Genomic DNA, 20,340 nt, shown 5'->3' on the forward strand with positions numbered 1-20,340 from the left:
TCCTGCCCCCATGAGCGCGCCGGTACGCGTCGCACTGCAATGAACCGATATGGCCAAATCGACCCTCTCCTTTGTCTGCCAGAATTGCGGCGCGGCGTATAATCGCTGGCAGGGCAAGTGCGAGGCCTGCGGCGAGTGGAACACGCTGGCCGAGGAAGACACCACGGGCTCGGTGCCGGTCTCGATCCGCAGCAAGCGCAAGGGGCGGACGTTCGCGCTGGAGTCGCTGTCCGGCAAGACCCAGGATGCGCCACGGCTGTCGTCCGGCATGGCCGAGCTCGACCGCGTCACCGGCGGCGGGTTTGTGCGCGGCTCGGTACTTTTGGTCGGCGGCGATCCCGGCATCGGCAAGTCTACGCTGCTGACGCAAGCCACCAGCATGATGGCGCGCGCCGGGCATCGCGCGGTCTATATCTCGGGCGAAGAGGCGGTGGCGCAGGTGCGGCTGCGCGCCGAGCGGCTCGGGCTGGCCGATGCGCCGGTGCAGCTGGCCTCGGAAACCTCGGTCGAGGACATCGTCTCGACGCTCTCGGAAGGCGCGGTGCCCCGCCTGATCGTGATCGATTCGATCCAGACCATGTGGACCGACACCGTGGAGTCGGCGCCCGGGACGGTCACCCAGGTCCGCGCCTCGGCGCAGGCGCTGATCAGATTCGCCAAGAAGACCGGGGCTGCGATCATCCTGGTCGGGCACGTGACCAAGGACGGCCAGATCGCCGGGCCCCGCGTGGTCGAGCACATGGTCGATGCGGTGCTGTCGTTCGAAGGCGAAGGCTCGCAGCAGTTCCGCATCCTGCGCTCGGTGAAGAACCGCTTTGGCGCGACCGACGAGATCGGCGTGTTCGAGATGACCGGGCTTGGCCTGCGCGAGGTCACCAATCCCTCCGAGCTGTTCCTGTCCGAGCGCGACCTCGGCAGCCCGGGCACGGCCGTGTTCGCCGGCATCGAGGGCACCCGCCCGGTCCTGGTCGAGCTGCAAGCGCTGGTGGCGCCAACCTCGCTCGGCACCCCGCGCCGTGCCGTGGTCGGCTGGGACCCGAGCCGGCTGTCGATGGTGCTGGCGGTGCTCGAGGCGCATTGCGGCGTCAAATTGTCCGGACATGACGTCTATCTCAACGTTGCCGGCGGCCTGCGCATCCAGGAGCCGGCCGCCGACCTCGCCGCCGCCGCGGCGCTGGTGTCCTCGCTGGTCAATGCGCCGCTGCCGACGGACGCGGTGTATTTCGGCGAAATTTCGCTGTCGGGCGCGGTCCGCCCGGTGGCGCAGACCCCGGCGCGGCTGAAGGAGGCCAACAAGCTCGGCTTCGGCCGCGCCATTCTGCCCGAATCAGCCCGCGGCGAGCCGGGCGGCGATGCCGGGCTCGTCCTTAACAGCGTCGGCAACCTGACCACGCTGGTCGCCGAAATTGCGGCGCGCGGTACGCCAAGGGGCGACCGCGGCAACCGGGACCCGTCCCGCGGCGCTGATCCGGCTGAGAAAAATGCCACACCGGCCCGATTCCGTCGGGACAATGGCTAAACCGGGCGTGACGCGCCCTCCCCCCACAGCTATACATCCGCCGCGCGGGACAGGTGGCGCTCCGGCCTTGCCGGATGCCCCCGATGCGCCTCAATTTGGACGGCAGCGCCACGCCGATTCGCGAGAGTTCTGAACAGCGTACCGAAACGTACCAGCGGACCTGACCAGCCGATGCCGATAACGATTCTCGATCTCATCCTGCTCGGGGTGATGCTGATCTCGGGCCTGCTAGCGATGGTGCGCGGCTTCATGCGCGAGATCCTGTCGATCGCGGCCTGGGGCGCCGCGGCGCTGGTCACGCTCTATGCGTTCTCGAAACTGCTGCCGACCGCGAAGACCTATTTCAACAACGACACGGTCGCCGCCGTGGTGGTGGTCGCCGGCGTGTTCATCGGCACGCTGATCGTGGTCTCGATCGTGACGGTGCGGATCTCGGACATGATCCTGGATTCGCGGATCGGGGCGCTCGACCGCACCCTCGGCTTCCTGTTCGGCCTCGCCCGCGGCCTGCTGATCGTGGTCGTGGCGTTCATGTTCTTCACCTGGCTGGTTCCGGACAAGCAGCGGCCCGACTGGGTGACCGGAGCCAAGTCGCGGGTGGTGCTGCAGGGAACCGGGGATTGGCTGATGTCGCTCTTGCCTGACGACCCCGAGAACACCATCTTAAAGAAGTTCAAGAAGAATAAGCCCGACGACGATTCTGCCGCCGATACCAACGATCAGGCGACACCGGCGTCGGGCGATGGCTATAGCAAACCTGCGCGTGATGGCTTGAAAAAGCTGATCGAGAAACCCGCGGGCCGCTGACTTATTTGGGCCCTTACGAGAGGCGATGAACGAGATGCAAAGCCCTTCCGATCATGCCGACCAGATGGATCTCGACCTCGGCCCGATCGAACTGCAGCACCATCTCCGCGACAACGACCTCAGATACCACCCGGATATCGACGGCGACACGCTGCGCGAGGAATGCGGCGTGTTCGGCGTGTTCGGCCACAACGAGGCCGCCGCGATCACCGCGCTCGGCCTGCACGCCCTGCAGCATCGCGGCCAGGAGGCCGCCGGCATCGTCACCTTCGACGGCAGCCGCTTCCACAGTGAACGCCGCCTCGGCCTGGTCGGCGACGCCTTCTCCCGCCGCGAGGTGATCGACCGCCTGCCCGGCAACGCCGCGGTCGGCCATGTCCGCTACTCCACCACCGGCGGCACCATCCTGCGCAACGTGCAGCCGCTGTTCGCCGAGCTCAGCGCCGGCGGCTTTGCGGTCGGCCACAACGGCAACCTCACCAACGGCCTGACCCTGCGCCGCGAGCTGGTCAAGGGCGGCGCGATGATGCAGTCGACCACCGACACCGAGGTGATCCTGCATCTGGTCGCGCAATCCAAGCGGTCCCGCTTCATCGACCGTTTCATCGAGGCGCTGCGCACCATCGAGGGCGCCTATGCGCTGGTCGCCCTGACCAACAAGAAGCTGGTCGGCGCGCGCGATCCGCTCGGCATCCGCCCCCTGGTGCTCGGCGACCTCGACGGCCGCCCGATCCTGACCTCGGAGACCTGCGCGCTCGACATGATCGGCGCCAAATACGTCCGCGACATCGAGCCCGGCGAGATCATCGTGTTCGACGAAACCGGCGCGCACAGCCACAAGCCGTTCCCGCCGAAGCCGGCGCGGCCCTGCATCTTCGAATACATCTATTTCGCGCGGCCCGACTCCATCGTCGGCGGCCGTTCGGTCTACGACGTCCGCAAGGCGTTCGGCGCGCAGCTCGCGCGCGAGAGCCATCCCGAGGTCGACGTCGTGGTGCCGGTGCCGGACTCCGGCGTGCCCGCCGCGGTCGGCTACAGCCAGTATTCCGGCGTGCCGTTCGAGCTCGGCATTATCCGCAATCACTATGTCGGCCGCACCTTCATCCAGCCGACCCAGAGCGTGCGCGAGCTCGGCGTGCGCATGAAGCATTCGGCCAACCGCGCCGCGATCGAGGGCAAGCGCATCATCCTGATCGATGACAGCCTCGTGCGCGGCACCACCTCGAAGAAGATCGTGCGCATGATGCGCGACGCCGGCGCCCGCGAGGTGCACTTCCGCCTCGCCTCGCCGCCGATCCTCTATCCCGACTATTACGGCATCGACCTGCCCGACCGCGGCGGCCTGTTGGCCGCGACCCATTCGGTCGAGGAGATGCGCGACATCATCGGCGCCGACTCGCTCGCCTTCCTGTCGATCGACGGCATGTATCGCGCGATGGGCTATCCGGGGCGCGATCCCGCCAACCCGAAATTCGCCGACCACTGTTTTACCGGCGCCTACCCGACCCACCTCACCGACCAGAGCGACGTCGAGCCCGCCCCGCGCCAGCTCTCGCTGCTGGCCGAGGCGAGCTGACGCGCAGCGTCATCCCGGGGCGCGCGAAGTGCGAACCCGGGATTTCAATGTTGTTTTACGTCATGGCCGGGCTTGTCCCGGCCATCCACGTCTGTAATACCCGCCGCAAAGACGTGGATGCCCGGCACGTCCGGCGCGAAGACGCGCTTCGCGCTTTTGGCCGGGCATGACGAAGAGATCGGCTTATGACAAAACCCCTCGCCTCCCGTATCGCCCTCGTCACCGGCGCCTCGCGCGGCATCGGCTATGCGACATCAGTGGCGCTGGCAAAGGCCGGTGCGCATGTGGTGGCGGTGGCGCGCACGCAGGGCGGGCTGGAGGAGCTCGACGACGAGATCCGCAAGCACGGCGGGAGCGCCACCCTGGTGCCGCTCTCGCTCACCGACTATGAGGGCATCGCGCGGCTCGGCGCTGCGCTGCACGAGCGCCACGGCAAGCTCGATATCCTCATCGGCAATGCCGGGAGCGCCGGCCCGTCGTCGCCGCTCGGCCATATCGAGCTGAAGCCGTGGAACGACGTGATGGCAATCAACGTCACCGCCAACTTCCAGCTGATCCGCTGCATGGACCCGCTGCTGCGGCAGTCCGATGCCGGCCGCGCGGTGTTCGTGACGTCGGGCGTCGCCCACAAGGCCAACGCCTATCTCGGCCCCTACGCCGCCTCGAAAGCCGCGCTGGAGGCGCTGGTGCGCTCCTGGGCCAACGAGACCGCCAACACGGCGCTGCGCGTCAATTTGTTCAGCCCCGGCCCGATCCGCACCCGGATGCGCGCGCAGGTGTTTCCCGGCGAAGACCCGATGACGCTGGATACGCCCGACATGGCCGCCGAATTCATCGTGCCGATGTGCGGACCTGATTGGACCGAGACCGGCAAGCTCTACGACTACAAGGCCCGCACGCTGCGGAATTTCCAGCCGCCGGCGTGAGGCGCGGAGCGCGCGGCATCCTCGCTCGTCATCCCCGCGAAAGCGGGGATCCAGTACGCCGCGGCCCCTGCGATCGAATCGAGAGGCCGCGGCGTACTGGATCGCCCGGTCCATGTGCGCAATTGCGCACAGGCCGGGCGATGACGACCTTATTCGACGCGTCTGCCTTGGCCCACGCAATTGACTTCCCTCACTTCCCACGATTGACTGCGCTCCCAAGCGGGACAACCGCCAAGAACAATTTCGGGAGGCAATATGACGCCGACGTTCAATCGTGCGCGCTCCACCCTGTCCGGGTTGATTTTCTCCGCCCTTGCTCTCCTCGCCCCGATCACGCCGCATGCCGCCGCGCAGGCCGGTGAGATTCCGGCCTTCGCGGTCGACGCCTCCTGGCCAAAACCGCTGCCGAACAACTGGATCCTCGGCCAGGTCGGCGGCATCACGGTGGACTGGCAGGGCCATGTCTGGATCATCCATCGGCCGCGCTCGCTGACCGATGACGAGAAAGGCGCCGCGCTCAATCCGCCGCGCTCGAAATGCTGCATCTCGGCGCCGCCGGTGCTGGAGTTCGACGCCGACGGCAATCTGCTGCGCGCCTGGGGCGGCCCGGGCGAAGGCTATCAATGGGTCGGCCGCGAGCACGGCATCGAGGTCGACGAGCGCGGCTTTGTCTGGATCGGCGGCAATGCCGACAACGACAATGCGATCCTAAAATTCACCCTCGACGGAAAATTCGTCGCGCAGATCGGCTCGATCGCACCGAGCAAGGGCTCGAACGACACCACCCAGCTCGGCAAGCCGGCGGAGACCGCGCTCGACAAGGAGGCCAACGAGCTCTACATCGCCGACGGCTATGGCAATCGCCGCGTCATCGTGTTCGATGCCACCACGCTCGCCTACAAGCGACACTGGGGCGCCTATGGCAACAAGCCGAACGACGACCCGCAGCCGCCCTACGATCCGAAGGCACAGGTCGCGCAGCAATTCGCCAATCCCGTGCATTGCGTGAAGATTGCCTCGGACGGCCTGGTCTATGTCTGCGACCGCATCAACAACCGCATCCAGATGTTCAAAAAGGACGGCAGTTTTGTCAAGGAGTTCTTCTTCGAGAAGAACACGCTCGGCAACGGCGCGGTGTGGGACATCGCGCTGTGGCCCGATCCGAAGCAGACCTATTTGCTCAGCGCCGACGGCGAGAACAACGAAATCCGCATCATCAGGCGCGACGACGGTACCGTGGTCGGCAGCTTTGGCCGCAACGGCCGCAATGCCGGGCAGTTCCACTGGGTGCACGCGCTTGCGGTCGACGCCAAGGGCAACGTCTATACCGCCGAGGTCGACACCGGAAAGCGCATCCAGAAGTTCAAGCTGACCTCGGACGCGCTCAAATAACGGGCACACGGGATGACGCTTCGACGCAGTTTATCCGGCTTTAGGCGGATTGCCGCTGGCCCGAGGAAAGGCTAAGCGGGAACCGAGCGACCGGCAAAAAGGCTCCGCAAGAGGGCTGTCCGGGCTTTTGACAGTGGAGGAAATTTTCATGACAACGACGTTCGCGCGGCGCTGCGCCGCATTGCTTGCCTGTGCCGCCTTCGGCCTTTCGACGTCCGCCTTGGCGCAGGACAAGACCGTCAAGATCGGCGTGCTCAACGACATGTCGAGCCTCTATGCCGACATCGGCGGCCCGAATTCGGTGGTCGCGATCAAGATGGCGGTCGAGGATTCCGGCCTGCTCAAGAAGGGCTGGAAGATCGACGTGCTGAGCGGCGATCACCAGAACAAGCCCGACGTCGGCGTCAACCTCGCCCGGCAGTGGATCGACAACGAGAAGGTCGACGCGATTGCCGATACGCCCAATTCCGGCGTCGCGCTGGCGGTCAACAACCTCGCCAAGGAGAAGAACATCGTCCTGCTCAATTCGGGTGCCGCCACCGCCGACCTGACCGGCAAGGCCTGCACGCCGAACACGGTGTCCTACACCTACGACACCTACATGCTGGCCAACGGCACCGGCAAGGCGCTGACCAAGGCCGGCGGCGACACCTGGTTCTTCCTCACCGCTGACTACGCCTTCGGTCATGCGCTGGAGCGCGACACCTCGGCGGTGGTCACCGCCAATGGCGGCAAGGTGCTCGGCGGCGTCAAGCATCCGATCAATACCGCCGACTTCTCCTCGTTCCTGCTGCAGGCGCAGTCATCCAAGGCCAAGGTCGTCGGCCTTGCCAATGCCGGCGGCGACACCACCAATTCGATCAAGCAGGCCGCCGAGTTCGGCATCGTCTCCGGCGGCCAGAAGCTGGCGGCGCTGCTGCTGTTCATCAACGACGTGCACTCGCTCGGGCTGAAGACCGCGCAGGGCCTGACGTTCACGGAATCCTTCTACTGGGACCTCAACGACCAGACCCGCGCCTGGTCGAAGCGCTTCTCGGCGCTGGCCAGCAAGAACCCGATGCCGTCGATGACCCAGGCCGGCAACTACGCGATGGTGCTGCATTATCTGAAGGCGATGGAAGCGCTCGGCGGCAATCCGCATGACGGCGCCAAGGTCGTCGCCAAGATGAAGGAACTGCCGACCGACGATCCCCTGTTCGGCAAGGGCCCGCTGCGCGCCGACGGCCGCCGCCTGATCCCGGCCTATCTGTTCGAGGTGAAGAAGCCGGAAGAGTCGAAATATCCCTGGGACTATTACAAGCTGATCGCCACCATCGCACCGGAAGATGCCGCCAAGCCGCTCGAGGCCAGCGACTGTCCGCTGCTGAAGAAATAAGGCGAGATGCGTAGGGTGGGTTAGCCGAAGGCGTAACCCACCATTGTCTCCGCGGTCACGAAGTCGGTGGGTTACGCTTCGCTAACCCACCCTACAGGCCCTGCGCTTTGCGCGCCCTGCGCCTCAAAAAACTTTCTCTGCGTGTCGGATATGCGCCCTGCCCTTCGTCCTCGGGGAGCAAGCCAGCCTGCACGCGGAGCGAAACCATGACGCAGCACGAAGCTGAAACCGAAATCAGGGCACGGATCGAAGCCTGGACGGACGCGGTCCGCCGGCACGATTATGCGGGCGTTCTCGCCCATCATGACCGGAACATCGTGATGTTCGACGTCCCGCCGCCGTTTCAATCGCGCGGACTCGATGAATACAGGAAGACGTGGGACCTGTTCTTCCGCTATCACAAGCCATCACATGCGTTCGATATCGAGGAGATCGCGATCACCGCCGGCGATGACGTCGCCTTTGCCGTCGCGGTGATGCGGTGCGGTCCTCTGGACGCTGCGTTTCAGTTCAGGCTGACCATCGGGCTGCGCAGGATCGACGGCGAATGGCGCATCATGCATGAGCACCATTCGGTGCCGGCGGGCGAGTAGCTCGCGGGTGCCGTATCCTACAGTTTATGCGACGTTGCTCGCCAAGCGATTGCGAGCGCCAGCAGCAGCAGCGCGGCGGCCAGATAGAACGGCGCGCCGGGCATTTTCAGCGGCGCGCTGCCGCCGATGAAATACGCAAAGGTCAGCGTGAACAGGAACGGGCCGATCAGCTGCGAGACGCTCTGCACGCTGGTGGTGGCGCCCTGCAGCTGGCCCTGCTGATCGGCGGTGACCAGCCGGGTGGTCAGCGCCTGGGTCGCGGCGCCCGCGACACCCCACAGCGCCATCACGGGAATGCCGATCCAGAATGCCGGCCCGGTCGGCGCCGCACCGAAGATGAAGAAGCCGGCCGCGCCAAAGCCGAGCCCGAGGAACAGCGTGTTGCGCTCGCCGAACCGCGTGACGATCGGGCCGATCGCGGCGCCCTGCACGATCATGGCGCAGACGCCGACCAGCGCCAGCGTCGCGCCCACGGTGCCGGTGTCCCAGCCGTAACGATAGGTCGCATAGAGTACGAACACCGAGGGCAGCACGACATGCGCGAGCTGGGCGAAGAAATTCGCCAGCGACAGTCCGGCGAGCACCCGGTTCGAGCGCAGCAGATGCAGCGCGCCGATCGGATTGGCGCTGCGCCAGCGGAACCGCGCGCGGCGCGAAACGGGCAGCGATTCCGGCAGGATCAAGAGGCCGTAGAGGCCGTTGGCAAAGCTCAGGCCGGCCGCGACCCAGAACGGCAGCCGCGGATCGACCTGGCCGAGCAGGCCGCCCAGCGCCGGCCCGAAGATGAATCCCGCGCCGAAGGCGACGCCGATCCTGCCGAAGATCGCGGCGCGCTGCTCCGGCGCGGTGACATCGGTGATGTAGGCGAACGCGGTCGAGATGCTGGCCGAAGTGACGCCCGAGATCATCCGGCCGATGAACAGCCAGCTCAGCGTCGGCGCCAGCGCCATCACCACATAGTCGGCGGCAAGCCCGAAGTTCGACAGCAGCACCACCGGCCGGCGGCCGAACCGATCGGACAGCGCGCCCAGCACCGGCGAGAAGATGAACTGCATCAGCGCCCAGATCGTGCCGAACAGCCCGAAGATGCGCGCGGCGCTCGCGGTGTCGTTGTCGACAAAGCCCTCGATCAGCTTCGGCAGAATTGGGATGACCACGCCGAGCGCAAGCGTGTCGAGCAGGATGGTGACGAAGATGAAGATCACGGCGGCGCCGCGCGCCGGCGGCGCGTCGGTGATACCGCTCGCCCCGCTCACGACGGCCGCTTGCGCTTGTGGGCGAACGGATTGGCCTTCTCGCGCAGCGTAATGCGCACCGGCGTGCCCGGCAGCTCAAAGGTCTCGCGCAGGCTGTTGGTGAGGTAGCGCAGATAGGATTGTGGGATCGCATCGGCACGCGAGCAGAACAAGACAAAACTCGGCGGCCGCGCCTTCACCTGGGTGATGTAGTTCAGCTTGAGCCGGCGGCCCGAGACCGCCGGCGGCGGATTGGCCTGGATCGCCTGCTCGAACCAGCGGTTGAGCGCCGAGGTCGGCAAGCGCCGGTTCCAGATCGCATAGGCCTCCTGGATCGCGGTCATCAGGCGGTCGATGCCCTCGCCCATCAGGCCGGAGACGGCGACAACAGGCACGCCCTTGACCTGCGGCAGCCAGTGATCGGCATCGCTGCGCAGCGCCGAAATCTGGTTCGGCTTGCGCTCGACCAGGTCCCATTTGTTGACCGCGAGCACGATGGCGCGGCCCTCGCGCTCGATCAGATCGGCGATGCGCAGGTCCTGCTCCTCGAACTTGTTCTGCGCGTCCATCATCAGCACGACGACTTCGGCGAAGCGCACCGCGCGCAGCGCGTCGGCGACCGAGAGCTTTTCCAGCTTCTCCTCGATCCGCGAGCGGCGGCGCAGCCCTGCGGTGTCAAACACGCGGAAGGCACGGCCCTGCCAGGTGATCTCGACCGCGATGGAATCGCGGGTGGTGCCGGCTTCCGGGCTGGTCAGCAGCCGCTCCTCGCCGAGCAGATGGTTGATCAGCGTCGACTTGCCGGCATTGGGCCGGCCGACGATGGCGACCCGGATCGGGCGCAGCGCGGCCTCCTCCTCCGAAATGTCCGCGTCGTCCTCAACCTCGTCCTCGGCTTCCGGGGTCTCCGGCATCAGCGCGCTCAGCGCCTCGTGGAGGTCGCCCATGCCCTCGCCGTGCTCGGCCGAAATCTGCACGGGATCGCCGAGGCCGAGCGCGTAGGATTCCATCGCGCCGATCTCGCCATGCTTGCCCTCGGCCTTGTTGGCGATCAGCACCACCGGCTTGTTGGCCTTGCGGGCGAAGTCGGCGAAGGCGCGGTCGGTCGGCGTCAGCCCGACGCGGGCGTCGATCACGAACATCAGCGCGTCGGCGAGCGCGATCGCGGTCTCGGTCTGCTCCTGCATCCGCGCCGTCAGCGAGCCCTTGGCGCCCTCGTCGAGGCCCGCGGTGTCGATGATGGTGAAGTCGAGATCGTACAGCCTGGCCTGGCCCTCGCGGCGGTCGCGCGTCACCCCGGGCTCGTCGTCGACCAGCGCGAGCTTCTGGCCGACCAGCCGGTTGAACAGCGTCGACTTCCCGACATTGGGCCGGCCGATAATGGCGATGGTGAAAGACATGAATTATCCAAGGTGCGGTCGGCGACGGGCGGCTCACCGGGCTGCAACAAGACCTACAGCATGAGCAACGGCCGGTCGAAGCAAATGATCGGCCGTCTCTTCCTCTCCCCGCAAGCGGGGCGAGGTGGAATCCAGCTAGCGTGAGAAGCTGCCGCTCGGGAGCGGTGCCGGGAACGACCCGCCGGATTGCTGCGTGGTCTGGGCGGTTGCCGCCGGCTGCTGCGCCGGCGCGCTGTCGGGCGGCGGCGCGGTGGTGCGGCGGCGGACGATCTTCTTCGGCTTCGGCTCGGGCGGCAGCGCGGGGGATGCGCCCTCTTCCGCTGGCGCCTCGGGAGCGGCGGCCTGATCCGACGCCGGTTCGGTGCTGGCGGCGGCCGGAGCCGGCTTGGACTTGTGCTTCTTGGCGCCCTTCGGCGGTTCAGCCGGCGTCGCGGGCGCAGCGGCGGTGGCGGCGGTGGCGGGGTCCGGCGGCGGATTGAGCGAGTCCTGCTGGTTGCCCTTGTAGAGATCCTTCGGCACGCCCTGCTCGAGGCCGGGCACGCCTTCGGGAAAGACCGGCTTGCGGTCGCCCTGCAGCTTCTTCTTGGTGTCGAGGAAGTCGAGCAGATCGCTCGGGTCGAAATTGGCCATCCCGCCACCACCGCAGCCGGCCAGCACGCTGCATAGCGCGGCGACGATTGCGGCTGCGATCAGGCGTTGCGAGCGGCGCATGGTCGATCTCTCAGTCAAGTCAGGTTTCGCCGGTCAGCTTTTTGCGACCGGCGGCAGCAACGCCTGCAGCGCCTCGGCGCGCGAGCGCAGGCTCGGCGGCGTGTCGCCGTCATTGGCAATCTGGTCGAGCCACTGCCGCGCGGCGGTGGCATCGTTGGCGCGCCAGGCCGACAGCGCCAGCAGCTCGCGCGCGGTGTGGCGGAAGGTCGAGTCCTTCGCGGTCGCCGTCGCCTCCAGCCGCTGCAGCATGTTCGGATAGGTCGCGCTGTCCATCACGAGCTGTGCGGCGCGGATCCGCGCCAGGTCCTGCTCGGGCCCGCCGACGCTGCGGTCGGCCGCGATCTCGTCATATAGTTTTGCGGCCGCCGGCTGGTCGCGGGTCGCGACCTCGGCGGCCATCCGCAGCCGCGCCAGGTTGCGGTACCCGGACGGCGCCTTGGCGACGAGATCGGCGAATGCGGCCTCGGCATCGGCGTGCTTGTTCTGCTCGGACAGTTCGGCGGCGCGGTCGAACGCCGCACCGGCCTCGGCCGCCTTCTGGGCCTCGAGATACTCGTAGCCGCGCCAGCCGCCGACGCCCGCGACGATCAGGATCGCCAGCGCAATGATATGCAGCGAGTACTTGTCCCACAGCTTCTGGAGCCGTTCGCGACGGACTTCCTCGTCTACTTCATCAAATAATTCAGACACTTAAGGCTATCCCATCCCCTCGGGACCGCTGCTATCGGTGGAGCCCAGCCCCTGCCCGATCCCCACATCGCGGCGGCGTTACCCTAATGGTGTGGCGGTGGCAAGGCAAAGCGAGGCGGATCAAAGCGTTAACGGTGGAGGTTTGCCGCCGGCCACACCGAAACGGTGTCGGCTCCCTCTCCCGCTTACCGGGAGCGAGGCGGCGTTTGCGCGATTTCGGAATATTGGAAGGCTACAGGTGAGTTGCCCGACGTGTCAAGTCGCCCGCTACGGACAGTGGCCTAACTCGAACGCCGGCCGCCGCCTACTTTGCATGGGGTTGTTTTTCGGCATTTTGCCAGCGCGCCCCTGCGACGGCCGGCTATCGGCCACATCCCGCCCGTCATGCCGGGGCTTGGCCTGCAGCCAGCGTCTCCCTGAGCTGCCGCTTGACCACCTTGCCGTTGGCGTTGCGCGGCAATGGCGTCGTGGTCAGTGTCATCGTCTCCGGCACCTTGTAGTCCGACAGGCGCTCGGCGCACCAGGCGCGCAAGGCGTCCGCATCGACCTCGGCGCGGGTGACGATCACCGCATGCACGCGCTCGCCGAGCACCGGGCATGGTTTTGCGATGATCGCGCTCTCGATCACGGCGGGATGGCCGGCCAGCACCGACTCGACCTCGGCGGAATAGATTTTGAGGCCACCGCGGTTGATCATGTCCTTCTGGCGGTCGAACACGCGGACGAAATTTTCCGCATCGACCGAGCCGAGATCGCCGGAGTGCCAGAAGCCGTCGGTAAAGTTTTCCGCGGTCGCCTTCGGATTGTTCCAGTAGCCCTTGATGACCGAGGCGCTGCGGATCCAGAGCTCGCCGATCTCGCCGCGCGGCAGCTCGCGGCCGTCAGGCCCCATCACGATGATCTCGGCGCCGGGGCACGGCAGGCCGACGCTGTCGATATGCGCGGCGGTCAGTTCGCCCGGCATCAGGGTCGAGGGCGACGTGGTCTCGGTCGCGCCGTAGCAGTTGGCGAGCTTCAGCCCGGGAATCTTGGCGTCGAGCCGTTCGATGGTCGCGACCGGCATCGGCGCCCCGCCGAAACCGCCGATGCGCCAGCTCGACAGATCGTAGCTGTCGAAATCCGGCTGCAGCAGGCAGAGATTGTACATCGCCGGCACCATCACGGTGTAGCTGACGCGCTCGCGTGCGGCGACCTTGAGATACTCCGCCGCCTTGAACTCGGGCATGATGATCAGCGTGCCGGCACAGCGCACCATGGTGGTGATGTTGGCGACAGCGCCGGTGACATGCGCCAGCGGCACCGCGGCGATCGAGCGATCGGCCTGCGTCAGCTTCAGCGTCGAGGCGAACACCATCGAGGAGTGGATGATGTTGCAATGCGCGAGCATCGCGCCCTTCGGCCGTCCGGTGGTGCCCGAGGTGTAGAGGATCATCGCGGTGTCCTCTTCGCTCACCGCGGCGGGCGCAGGCGCCGGCGGATGGTCGAGCAACACGGCGAACTGCGAGGCGGCATCATCGCTGACAGCGATGCGATGCGCGAGGCCGGGGATATCGGCGGCATCGGGGATGCGCTCGGCCAGCGTCGCCTCGTGGACCAGCGCCCTGGCGCCGCAGTCGTTCAGCACATAGGCGATCTCGGGCTTCTGCTGGCGGGTCGACAGCAGCACCGTCACCAGCCCGGCATGGGCGGCGGCGAACATCGTCAGCACGAACTCGATGCGGTTGCCGAGCAGGATCGCGACGCGGTCGCCGGGGTTGAGGCCGAGCTTGGCAAAGCCCGCCGCGACCTTGGCGGCGCGCCGCGCGACCTCGTGCCAGCTGATCCTGATGTCGCCGCACACCAGCGCCTCGCCGCCGCCGTTCTGCGCGACCGCGTCTGCGATCATCGCCCACAGGCTGGCGGGCCGATCCACGAAGGCCGGCACGACACGGTCACCGAAGCGCGGCTCGAGCCGCATGGGCGGAATGGCGTGCTGCGACCAGTCCATGGCTCAGCTCTTCTTCATGTCGTAGACATGCTCTGGCCCGGGAAAGGCGCGGCTCTTGACGTCGCGCGCATAGCCCGCGATCGCCTCCTCGATCATCGGCCCGAGATTGCCGTAGCGCCGCACGAATTTCGGTGCACGCGGCGACAGGCCGAGCATGTCTTCCAGCACCAGCACCTGGCCGTCGCAGGCCGCGCTGGCGCCGATTCCGATGGTCGGCACTGCGATCGACTGCGTGATCTTGCGCGCCAGCGGTTCGGCGACGGCCTCGACCACGATCGAGAACGCGCCGGCCTCGGCGATCGCCCTGGCATCGGCTTCGATCGGCGCCCAGTTCGCCTCGTCGCGGCCCTGGGCGCGGAACGAGCCCAGCGTGTTGATCGATTGCGGGGTCAGCCCGATATGGCCCATCACGGGAATGCCGCGCCCGGACAGAAACGCCACCGTCTCCGCCATCCGCACCCCGCCCTCGAGCTTGACCGCGCCGCACAGCGTTTCCTTCATGATCCGCACCGCGGAGGCGAACGCCTGCTCCTTCGAGCCCTCATAGGAGCCGAACGGCATGTCGACCACCACCAGCGCCGCCTGCGAGCCGCGCATCACCGCGCGGCCCTGCAGGATCATCATGTCGAGCGTCACCGGCACCGTGGTCTCGAAGCCGTGCATGACGTTGCCGAGGGAGTCGCCGACCAGAATGGCGTCGCAGTGCTTGTCGACCAGCGCCGCGGTGTGGGCGTGGTAGGAGGTCAGCATCACGATCGGCTCGCCGTTCTTGCGGGCGCGCAGATCGGGCGCGGTCTTGCGCCGGATGTTGGATTGAACGGACATCGTCAGGCTCCCATCACAGGCACGCCGATCACGACCGGATGGAACGCAAACGCCAGCGCCAGATACGCGATGACCCCGACCGCGATCGCGATCAGGTCGTTGGTCGGCCCGCCCACCGGGATCGGCGGCGCACCGGCATCCGCGCGGTGCTTCAGCGAGATGCGGTCATAGACCGCCCAGGCGAGGAACGAGCCGAACAGGATGATCGAGCCGAGATCGCCGTTGGCGAGCAGATGCGCCGCGGCCCACAGTTTGACGCCGGCCAGCATCGGATGTTTCAGCGTGGTGTAGATGCGGCCGCGGATGTAGGAGGCGACGACAAGGATCACGGCCGGCAGCATCAGCGCCACCGCGATGTGCTTGAGCGCGGTCGGCGGCGTCCAGACGTTGATCCAGCCGGTCGAACGGTAATGTCCAAAACCCCAGATGATCAGGGCGAGCCCGGCGGCGGAGGCCAGCGAATAGACGATCTTGTAGCCGCCCTCGCCCATCGCCTTGACCAGACCAGCCCGCAGGTCGCGCAGCGAGGTCACGACGTGGACGCCGAGGAACAGCACGAGACCCAGGATCATGACGAGCAGTCCCACGAGGTTCCTCCCCTGAATTATTGCTGCCCTCGCGTATCACCTTCACCGGGCCGTGCGCAATGTGTCACGGCTTGCCGGGCGGCCCGTCCGCCGGCCTCTCCGCCGTCTTGGGCAGTTCGCGGTTGTCGACATAGCGGATCATGATCGGGCGGCCGGCCAGCGCGCCGCCGAGCCCGCTGGAGAATTTCAGCGGCAGGCATTGCTTGAGCGAGGCGTTGATGGCGTTGAGATAGGTGGTGCGGGTGTCGGGCGGCACGCCCTTGGTGGCGAAGGTCAGCCGCGGCGCGCCGATCATCTCGCCGGAGCGCTTGAAGCTGAAACGCACCGACATCTGCATGCCTTCGCGCGCATTGTCGGCCGGCGGCGGCGACCAGCACGTACGCAGCGCCGCGAACAGGTCGCCGATGGTATTGAGATCATGGTCCGGCTTGCGGTACTTCTCGGCCTGGTCTTGCGGCGGCACGGTCAAAATCGTGAGCTGCAGATTTTCGCCGTACGGATAATCGATCTCGGGCAGGCACGGCCCGTGGTTGAACACGCTGCAAGTGGACGGCGTGCAGGGTTCGTTGTCGAGCACGCTGCACGGCGTGTGCGCAAACGGCACCGGATTAACGCCCTGCTGGGCGTTCGTCGCCGTCGCGAGGCCGAGGGCCAGCACGGCAAGGCTGAGGCAGATAGCGATGCGTCGGAGCATGCGAGCGATCCTGAGTGCGCTCCGCAGAAAATGCTACCGCCGCCAAGGCACATCAAGCGGGGCGGCGTTCACGTCCTCGCGTGTGCCGCGGTGCAGCCCCTAACTCCGCTGTCATCGCCCGGTTAAACCGGGCGATCCAGTACTCCAGAGGCGGTGGTGATGAATCGAAAGGCCGCGGCGTACTGGGTCCCCCGGTCAAGCCGGGGGACGACAGCGAGTGTGCAGCGCGCGCACCGCTAATGCGGCGGCGTTTACGCCTTCTTCTTCACGTCCTTGACGTTCGAGAAGATGATGCCCTCGGCGCGCTCGCGGGTGTAGCCGAGATAGAACTCGTTCTTGGCCATGAACACCGGGTCGCCGTCGACGTCGTCGGCGATGCCGGAATTATTGGCGGCGATGAAGGCGTCGAGTTTCTTGCGGTCGTCGGAGGAAATCCAGCGCGCCAGCGAGAACTCGGAAATCTCGAACTCGACCGGCAGCGAATATTCCGCATCGAGCCGCGCCTTCAGCACGTCGAGCTGCAGCGGGCCGACCACGCCGACCAGCGCCGGCGCGCCGTCGCGCGGGCGGAACACCTGCACCACGCCCTCCTCCGACATCTGCTGCAGCGCTTCCTTCAGCTTCTTGGCCTTCATCGCGTCGGTCAGGCGGACGCGGCGGACGATTTCCGGCGCGAAGCTCGGCACGCCGACGAAGGTCAGATCCTCGCCCTCGGTCAGGGTGTCGCCGATCCGCAAAGTGCCGTGGTTGGGAATGCCGACGACGTCGCCGGCAAACGCCTCGTCCGCCACCGAGCGATCCTGAGCGAAGAAGAATTGCGGGCTCGACAGGCTCATGTTCTTGCCGGTGCGCACCAGCTTGGCCTTCATGCCGCGGCTGAGTTTTCCGGAGCACAGCCGCGCGAAGGCGATGCGGTCGCGGTGGTTCGGATCCATGTTGGCCTGGATCTTGAACACGAAGGCGCTCATCCGCGGTTCCGCCGCCTCGACCTTGCGCAGGTCGGAATCCTGCGCGCGCGGCGCCGGCGCGAACTTGCCGAGGCCTTCGAGCAGGTCGCCGACCCCGAAATTGCGCAGCGCGCTGCCGAAATAGACCGGCGTCAGATGGCCCTCGCGGAACGCGGCGAGCTCGAACGGCTTGCACGCCTCGGAGGCCAGCTCGAGCTCGTCCTTGACGGTGGCGACGTCGAGATTGGGATTGCGCGCGCCGAGCTCGGCGATGTCGATCTGCTCGGTGGCGCCGGTCTTGGCGCCGCCGCCCTCGAGCAGCCGCACGCCGCCATTGACGACGTCATAGGTGCCGAGGAAGTCGCGACCGCGGCCGACCGGCCAGGTCATCGGCGTGGTATCGAGCGCCAGCGTCTTCTCGATCTCGTCCAGCAGCTCGAAGGTGTCGCGGCTCTCGCGGTCCATCTTGTTGATGAAGGTGATGATCGGGATGTCGCGCAGGCGGCACACCTCGAACAGCTTGCGGGTGCGCGCCTCGATGCCCTTGGCGGCGTCGATCACCATCACGGCGGAATCGACCGCGGTCAGGGTGCGGTAGGTGTCTTCGGAAAAGTCCTCGTGGCCCGGCGTGTCCAAAAGGTTGAACACCAGATCGTTGAACTCGAAGGTCATCACCGAGGTGACGACCGAGATGCCGCGCTCGCGCTCGATCTTCATCCAGTCCGAACGGGTGTTGCGCCGCTCGCCCTTGGCCTTGACCTGGCCGGCCAAATTGATGGCGCCGCCGAACAGCAGCAGCTTTTCGGTCAGCGTGGTCTTGCCGGCGTCCGGGTGCGAGATGATCGCAAAGGTGCGGCGCCGCGCCACTTCCTCGGAAAGCGGCGTGCGGGTCGGCGATTCGGTTGTGACAGCGGTATCGGACATGGCGGGGCAGCGTTTGGCAGGGAAAACGGGCGCAATCAAGGGCGTTTTGTCACAATGCGGAACGGCCGCACCATCCCCATATAGGGGGCGGAAGGACGACCTTCTCCTCATCGCACCATCAGCGGGGACGACCCTGCCTTATCTGGAGGGTTCGTGATGGCTTGGGCCATTCTGTTTACCGCTGGCCTGCTCGAAATCGGCTGGGCGATCGGCCTGAAATATACCGAAGGGTTTTCGCGGCTGGTGCCGTCGGCGCTGACGCTGGCCGCCATGGCCGGCAGCGTCATCCTGCTCGGCGTCGCGCTCAAGACGCTGCCGATCGGAACCGCCTATGCGGTCTGGACCGGGATCGGCGCGGTCGGTACCGCGGCACTCGGCATCTTCCTGCTGGGCGAACCAGCGACCGCGCTGCGCCTCGCCAGCATCGGGCTGATCGTCGCCGGCATCGTCGGCCTGAAACTCGTGGGGTGATTACCTCAGGATCTGCACCGCCCAATAGGTCAGCGCAGCGACCGCCGCGGACGCGGGGATCGTGATCACCCAGGCATAGACGATCGAGCTTGCCACATTCCAGCGCACGGCGGAGAGCCGCCGTGCGGCACCGACGCCGACGATCGCGCCGGTGATGGTGTGGGTGGTGGATACGGGAACCCCGAGATAGGTCGCCATGAACAGCGTCACGGCGCCGCCGGTCTCGGCGCAAAAACCCTGCATCGGCGTCAGCTTGGTGATGCGCAGGCCCATGGTGCGCACGATCCGCCAGCCGCCCATCAGGGTGCCCAGCGCCATCGCGCTCTGGCAGGCCAGCACCACCCAGAACGGGATCTCGAAAGTCTCGCCGAGATGGCCCTGCGAGTAGAGCAGCACGGCGATGATGCCCATGGTCTTCTGCGCGTCGTTGCCGCCATGGCCGAGCGAATATAGCGAGGCCGAGGCGAATTGCAGGATGCGGAAGGCGCGATCGACCGCGAACGGCGTCGAGCGCACCGACAGCCAGGACACGATCCCGACCAGCAGCAGCGCCAGCAGGAAGCCGACCAGCGGCGACAGCACGATCGCGAGCAGCGTCTTCGAAAGCCCGCTCCACACCGCCGCCGAAATCCCCGCCTTCGCCATCCCCGCGCCGACCAGGCCGCCGATCAGCGCATGCGAGCTCGATGACGGGATGCCGAGCCCCCAGGTGATCAGGTTCCAGACGATCGCGCCGATCAGCGCCGCAAAGATCACCGTGGTGTCGACCACCGACGGCTCAATGATCCCGGTGCCGATCGTGTTGGCGACGTGCAGCCCGAATACCAGGAAGGCGATGAAATTAAAGAAGGCGGCCCAGAACACCGCATATTGCGGCCGCAGCACGCGGGTCGAGACGATGGTCGCGATCGAGTTCGCCGCGTCGTGCAGGCCGTTCAGGAAGTCGAACAGCAGCGCAACCGCGATCAGGATGACCAGGACAGGAAGGCCCAGCGTAGCGTCCACCTGACCCGCCCTATACCTGTTCGATCACGATCGAATTGATCTCGTTCGCGACGTCGTCAAAGCGGTCGGCCACCTTCTCGAGGTGATCGTAGATCTCCGCGCCGACGATGAAATCCATCGTGTTGGCGTCGCGATGCTTCAGGAACAATTCCTTCAGCCCGATGTCGTGGAGGTCGTCGACCCGGCCCTCGAGCTTGGTCAGTTCCTCGGTGATCTGGGTCAGCATCGCAACGTTCGGACCGATCGACTGCAGCAGCGGCAGCGCGCGGACGACTAGATTGGCGCATTCGGTGATCAGGCTGCCGATCTCGCGCATCGGCGGCTCGAACGCGCGGACCTCGAACAGCACGACGGCCTTGGCGGTCTGCTGCATCTGGTCGACCGCGTCGTCCATCGAGGTGATCAGACTCTTGATGTCGCCGCGGTCGAACGGCGTGATGAAGGTGCGGCGGACGGCGGTGAGCACCTCGCGCGTGACGTTGTCAGCGTCGTTCTCGAATTGATTGACGCGCTGGCAGAAGACCAGGGTCTCCTCGCCGCCCTTCAGCATGTCCTGTAACGCCAGCGCGCACTGCACGGAGGTTTGGGCGTGCCGGGCGAACAGGTCGAAAAACCGCTCTTCCTTGGGCAGAAAGGCGCGAAACCAGCGCAACATGGGTCTATTCCATCGTTCCGG

19 protein-coding genes are annotated in these 20,340 nt (G+C 66.5%); 8 read left to right on the forward strand and 11 right to left on the reverse strand.

Going from position 1 to position 20,340, the window contains the following annotated elements:
- Nucleotides 1-49: 49 nt before the first annotated feature.
- From radA to CI41S_RS20000, 7 genes are all read left to right on the forward strand, one after another.
- On the forward strand, nucleotides 50-1,519 hold the full coding sequence (gene radA, locus CI41S_RS19970) for a DNA repair protein RadA (protein WP_139861235.1): 1,470 nt from the start codon (nucleotides 50-52) through the stop codon (nucleotides 1,517-1,519).
- A 171-nt stretch (nucleotides 1,520-1,690) separates the two neighbouring features.
- Nucleotides 1,691-2,326 (forward strand): CvpA family protein, encoded by a 636-nt coding sequence (locus tag CI41S_RS19975; RefSeq protein WP_139482999.1) that lies wholly within the window; start codon nucleotides 1,691-1,693, stop codon nucleotides 2,324-2,326.
- 25 nt (nucleotides 2,327-2,351) lie between these two features.
- Nucleotides 2,352-3,902, forward strand: a complete 1,551-nt coding sequence (gene purF / locus CI41S_RS19980) for an amidophosphoribosyltransferase (protein ID WP_371815087.1) — start codon at nucleotides 2,352-2,354, stop codon at nucleotides 3,900-3,902.
- A 185-nt stretch (nucleotides 3,903-4,087) separates the two neighbouring features.
- Nucleotides 4,088-4,828, forward strand: coding sequence for an SDR family NAD(P)-dependent oxidoreductase (locus CI41S_RS19985; RefSeq protein ID WP_139861236.1), 741 nt, complete (start codon nucleotides 4,088-4,090; stop codon nucleotides 4,826-4,828).
- Nucleotides 4,829-5,083: 255 nt separating this feature from the next.
- On the forward strand, nucleotides 5,084-6,220 hold the full coding sequence (locus CI41S_RS19990) for an NHL repeat-containing protein (RefSeq protein ID WP_139861237.1): 1,137 nt from the start codon (nucleotides 5,084-5,086) through the stop codon (nucleotides 6,218-6,220).
- A 148-nt stretch (nucleotides 6,221-6,368) separates the two neighbouring features.
- On the forward strand, nucleotides 6,369-7,595 hold the full coding sequence (locus CI41S_RS19995) for an ABC transporter substrate-binding protein (protein ID WP_139861238.1): 1,227 nt from the start codon (nucleotides 6,369-6,371) through the stop codon (nucleotides 7,593-7,595).
- 107 nt (nucleotides 7,596-7,702) lie between these two features.
- A complete protein-coding gene (locus CI41S_RS20000; RefSeq protein ID WP_210242678.1) occupies nucleotides 7,703-8,188 on the forward strand; it encodes a YybH family protein in 486 nt (161 codons plus the stop codon).
- A gap of 17 nt (nucleotides 8,189-8,205) precedes the next feature.
- Here CI41S_RS20000 and CI41S_RS20005 read toward each other — a convergent pair whose 3' ends face one another.
- From CI41S_RS20005 to CI41S_RS20045, 9 genes are all read right to left on the reverse strand, one after another.
- Nucleotides 8,206-9,444 (reverse strand): TCR/Tet family MFS transporter, encoded by a 1,239-nt coding sequence (locus CI41S_RS20005; RefSeq protein WP_139861239.1) that lies wholly within the window; start codon nucleotides 9,442-9,444, stop codon nucleotides 8,206-8,208.
- The gene (gene der / locus CI41S_RS20010; RefSeq protein WP_139861240.1) at nucleotides 9,441-10,823 is read right to left on the reverse strand and encodes a ribosome biogenesis GTPase Der; all 1,383 of its coding nucleotides are present in this window, start codon (nucleotides 10,821-10,823) and stop codon (nucleotides 9,441-9,443) included. Before der ends, CI41S_RS20005 begins: the two co-directional genes overlap by 4 nt.
- 135 nt (nucleotides 10,824-10,958) lie before the next feature.
- Complete coding sequence (locus tag CI41S_RS20015) at nucleotides 10,959-11,534, reverse strand: hypothetical protein (RefSeq protein ID WP_139861241.1); 576 nt, start codon at nucleotides 11,532-11,534, stop codon at nucleotides 10,959-10,961.
- A 33-nt stretch (nucleotides 11,535-11,567) separates the two neighbouring features.
- Nucleotides 11,568-12,224 carry a tetratricopeptide repeat protein gene (locus tag CI41S_RS20020; RefSeq protein ID WP_139861242.1) on the reverse strand — a complete coding sequence of 219 codons (657 nt, stop codon included), beginning with the start codon at nucleotides 12,222-12,224 and terminating at the stop codon, nucleotides 11,568-11,570.
- 382 nt (nucleotides 12,225-12,606) lie between these two features.
- Complete coding sequence (locus CI41S_RS20025; protein ID WP_139861243.1) at nucleotides 12,607-14,211, reverse strand: class I adenylate-forming enzyme family protein; 1,605 nt, start codon at nucleotides 14,209-14,211, stop codon at nucleotides 12,607-12,609.
- 3 nt (nucleotides 14,212-14,214) lie between these two features.
- On the reverse strand, nucleotides 14,215-15,036 hold the full coding sequence (panB, locus tag CI41S_RS20030; RefSeq protein ID WP_139861244.1) for a 3-methyl-2-oxobutanoate hydroxymethyltransferase: 822 nt from the start codon (nucleotides 15,034-15,036) through the stop codon (nucleotides 14,215-14,217).
- 2 nt (nucleotides 15,037-15,038) lie between these two features.
- Nucleotides 15,039-15,623 carry an NnrU family protein gene (locus tag CI41S_RS20035; protein WP_139861245.1) on the reverse strand — a complete coding sequence of 195 codons (585 nt, stop codon included), beginning with the start codon at nucleotides 15,621-15,623 and terminating at the stop codon, nucleotides 15,039-15,041.
- 64 nt (nucleotides 15,624-15,687) lie between these two features.
- The gene (locus CI41S_RS20040; RefSeq protein ID WP_139861246.1) at nucleotides 15,688-16,317 is read right to left on the reverse strand and encodes a hypothetical protein; all 630 of its coding nucleotides are present in this window, start codon (nucleotides 16,315-16,317) and stop codon (nucleotides 15,688-15,690) included.
- Nucleotides 16,318-16,568: 251 nt separating this feature from the next.
- The gene (locus CI41S_RS20045) at nucleotides 16,569-18,188 is read right to left on the reverse strand and encodes a peptide chain release factor 3 (protein WP_139861247.1); all 1,620 of its coding nucleotides are present in this window, start codon (nucleotides 18,186-18,188) and stop codon (nucleotides 16,569-16,571) included.
- 156 nt (nucleotides 18,189-18,344) lie between these two features.
- Here CI41S_RS20045 and sugE point away from each other — a divergent pair, with 156 nt between their 5' ends.
- Nucleotides 18,345-18,659 carry a quaternary ammonium compound efflux SMR transporter SugE gene (gene sugE, locus CI41S_RS20050; protein ID WP_139861248.1) on the forward strand — a complete coding sequence of 105 codons (315 nt, stop codon included), beginning with the start codon at nucleotides 18,345-18,347 and terminating at the stop codon, nucleotides 18,657-18,659.
- Here the strand turns inward: sugE and CI41S_RS20055 are convergent, their stop codons facing one another.
- Together CI41S_RS20055 and CI41S_RS20060 are read right to left on the reverse strand one after the other, a co-directional pair.
- Nucleotides 18,660-19,664, reverse strand: coding sequence for an inorganic phosphate transporter (locus tag CI41S_RS20055; protein ID WP_139861249.1), 1,005 nt, complete (start codon nucleotides 19,662-19,664; stop codon nucleotides 18,660-18,662).
- A gap of 10 nt (nucleotides 19,665-19,674) precedes the next feature.
- Nucleotides 19,675-20,319, reverse strand: a complete 645-nt coding sequence (locus tag CI41S_RS20060; protein WP_139483014.1) for a DUF47 domain-containing protein — start codon at nucleotides 20,317-20,319, stop codon at nucleotides 19,675-19,677.
- Between the last annotated feature and the right edge of the window lie 21 nt (nucleotides 20,320-20,340).

This window comes from Bradyrhizobium ivorense, assembly GCF_900696085.1.
In the GTDB taxonomy this organism is placed as follows: Bacteria; Pseudomonadota; Alphaproteobacteria; order Rhizobiales; family Xanthobacteraceae; genus Bradyrhizobium; species Bradyrhizobium ivorense.

What these genes read in the sequence shown, in the direction of transcription:
- CI41S_RS19995 (WP_139861238.1), top strand. Translation starts at nt 6,369, where the DNA reads ATGACAACGACGTTCGCGCGGCGCTGCGCCGCATTGCTTGCCTGTGCC.
- der (WP_139861240.1), bottom strand. Translation starts at nt 10,823, where the DNA reads ATGTCTTTCACCATCGCCATTATCGGCCGGCCCAATGTCGGGAAGTCG.
- CI41S_RS20025 (WP_139861243.1), bottom strand. Translation starts at nt 14,211, where the DNA reads ATGGACTGGTCGCAGCACGCCATTCCGCCCATGCGGCTCGAGCCGCGC.
- CI41S_RS20060 (WP_139483014.1), bottom strand. Translation starts at nt 20,319, where the DNA reads ATGTTGCGCTGGTTTCGCGCCTTTCTGCCCAAGGAAGAGCGGTTTTTC.
- panB (WP_139861244.1), bottom strand. Translation starts at nt 15,036, where the DNA reads ATGTCCGTTCAATCCAACATCCGGCGCAAGACCGCGCCCGATCTGCGC.
- CI41S_RS20045 (WP_139861247.1), bottom strand. Translation starts at nt 18,188, where the DNA reads ATGTCCGATACCGCTGTCACAACCGAATCGCCGACCCGCACGCCGCTT.
- CI41S_RS19990 (WP_139861237.1), top strand. Translation starts at nt 5,084, where the DNA reads ATGACGCCGACGTTCAATCGTGCGCGCTCCACCCTGTCCGGGTTGATT.
- CI41S_RS19975 (WP_139482999.1), top strand. Translation starts at nt 1,691, where the DNA reads ATGCCGATAACGATTCTCGATCTCATCCTGCTCGGGGTGATGCTGATC.
- purF (WP_371815087.1), top strand. Translation starts at nt 2,352, where the DNA reads ATGAACGAGATGCAAAGCCCTTCCGATCATGCCGACCAGATGGATCTC.
- CI41S_RS19985 (WP_139861236.1), top strand. Translation starts at nt 4,088, where the DNA reads ATGACAAAACCCCTCGCCTCCCGTATCGCCCTCGTCACCGGCGCCTCG.
- sugE (WP_139861248.1), top strand. Translation starts at nt 18,345, where the DNA reads ATGGCTTGGGCCATTCTGTTTACCGCTGGCCTGCTCGAAATCGGCTGG.
- CI41S_RS20040 (WP_139861246.1), bottom strand. Translation starts at nt 16,317, where the DNA reads ATGCTCCGACGCATCGCTATCTGCCTCAGCCTTGCCGTGCTGGCCCTC.
- CI41S_RS20015 (WP_139861241.1), bottom strand. Translation starts at nt 11,534, where the DNA reads ATGCGCCGCTCGCAACGCCTGATCGCAGCCGCAATCGTCGCCGCGCTA.
- radA (WP_139861235.1), top strand. Translation starts at nt 50, where the DNA reads ATGGCCAAATCGACCCTCTCCTTTGTCTGCCAGAATTGCGGCGCGGCG.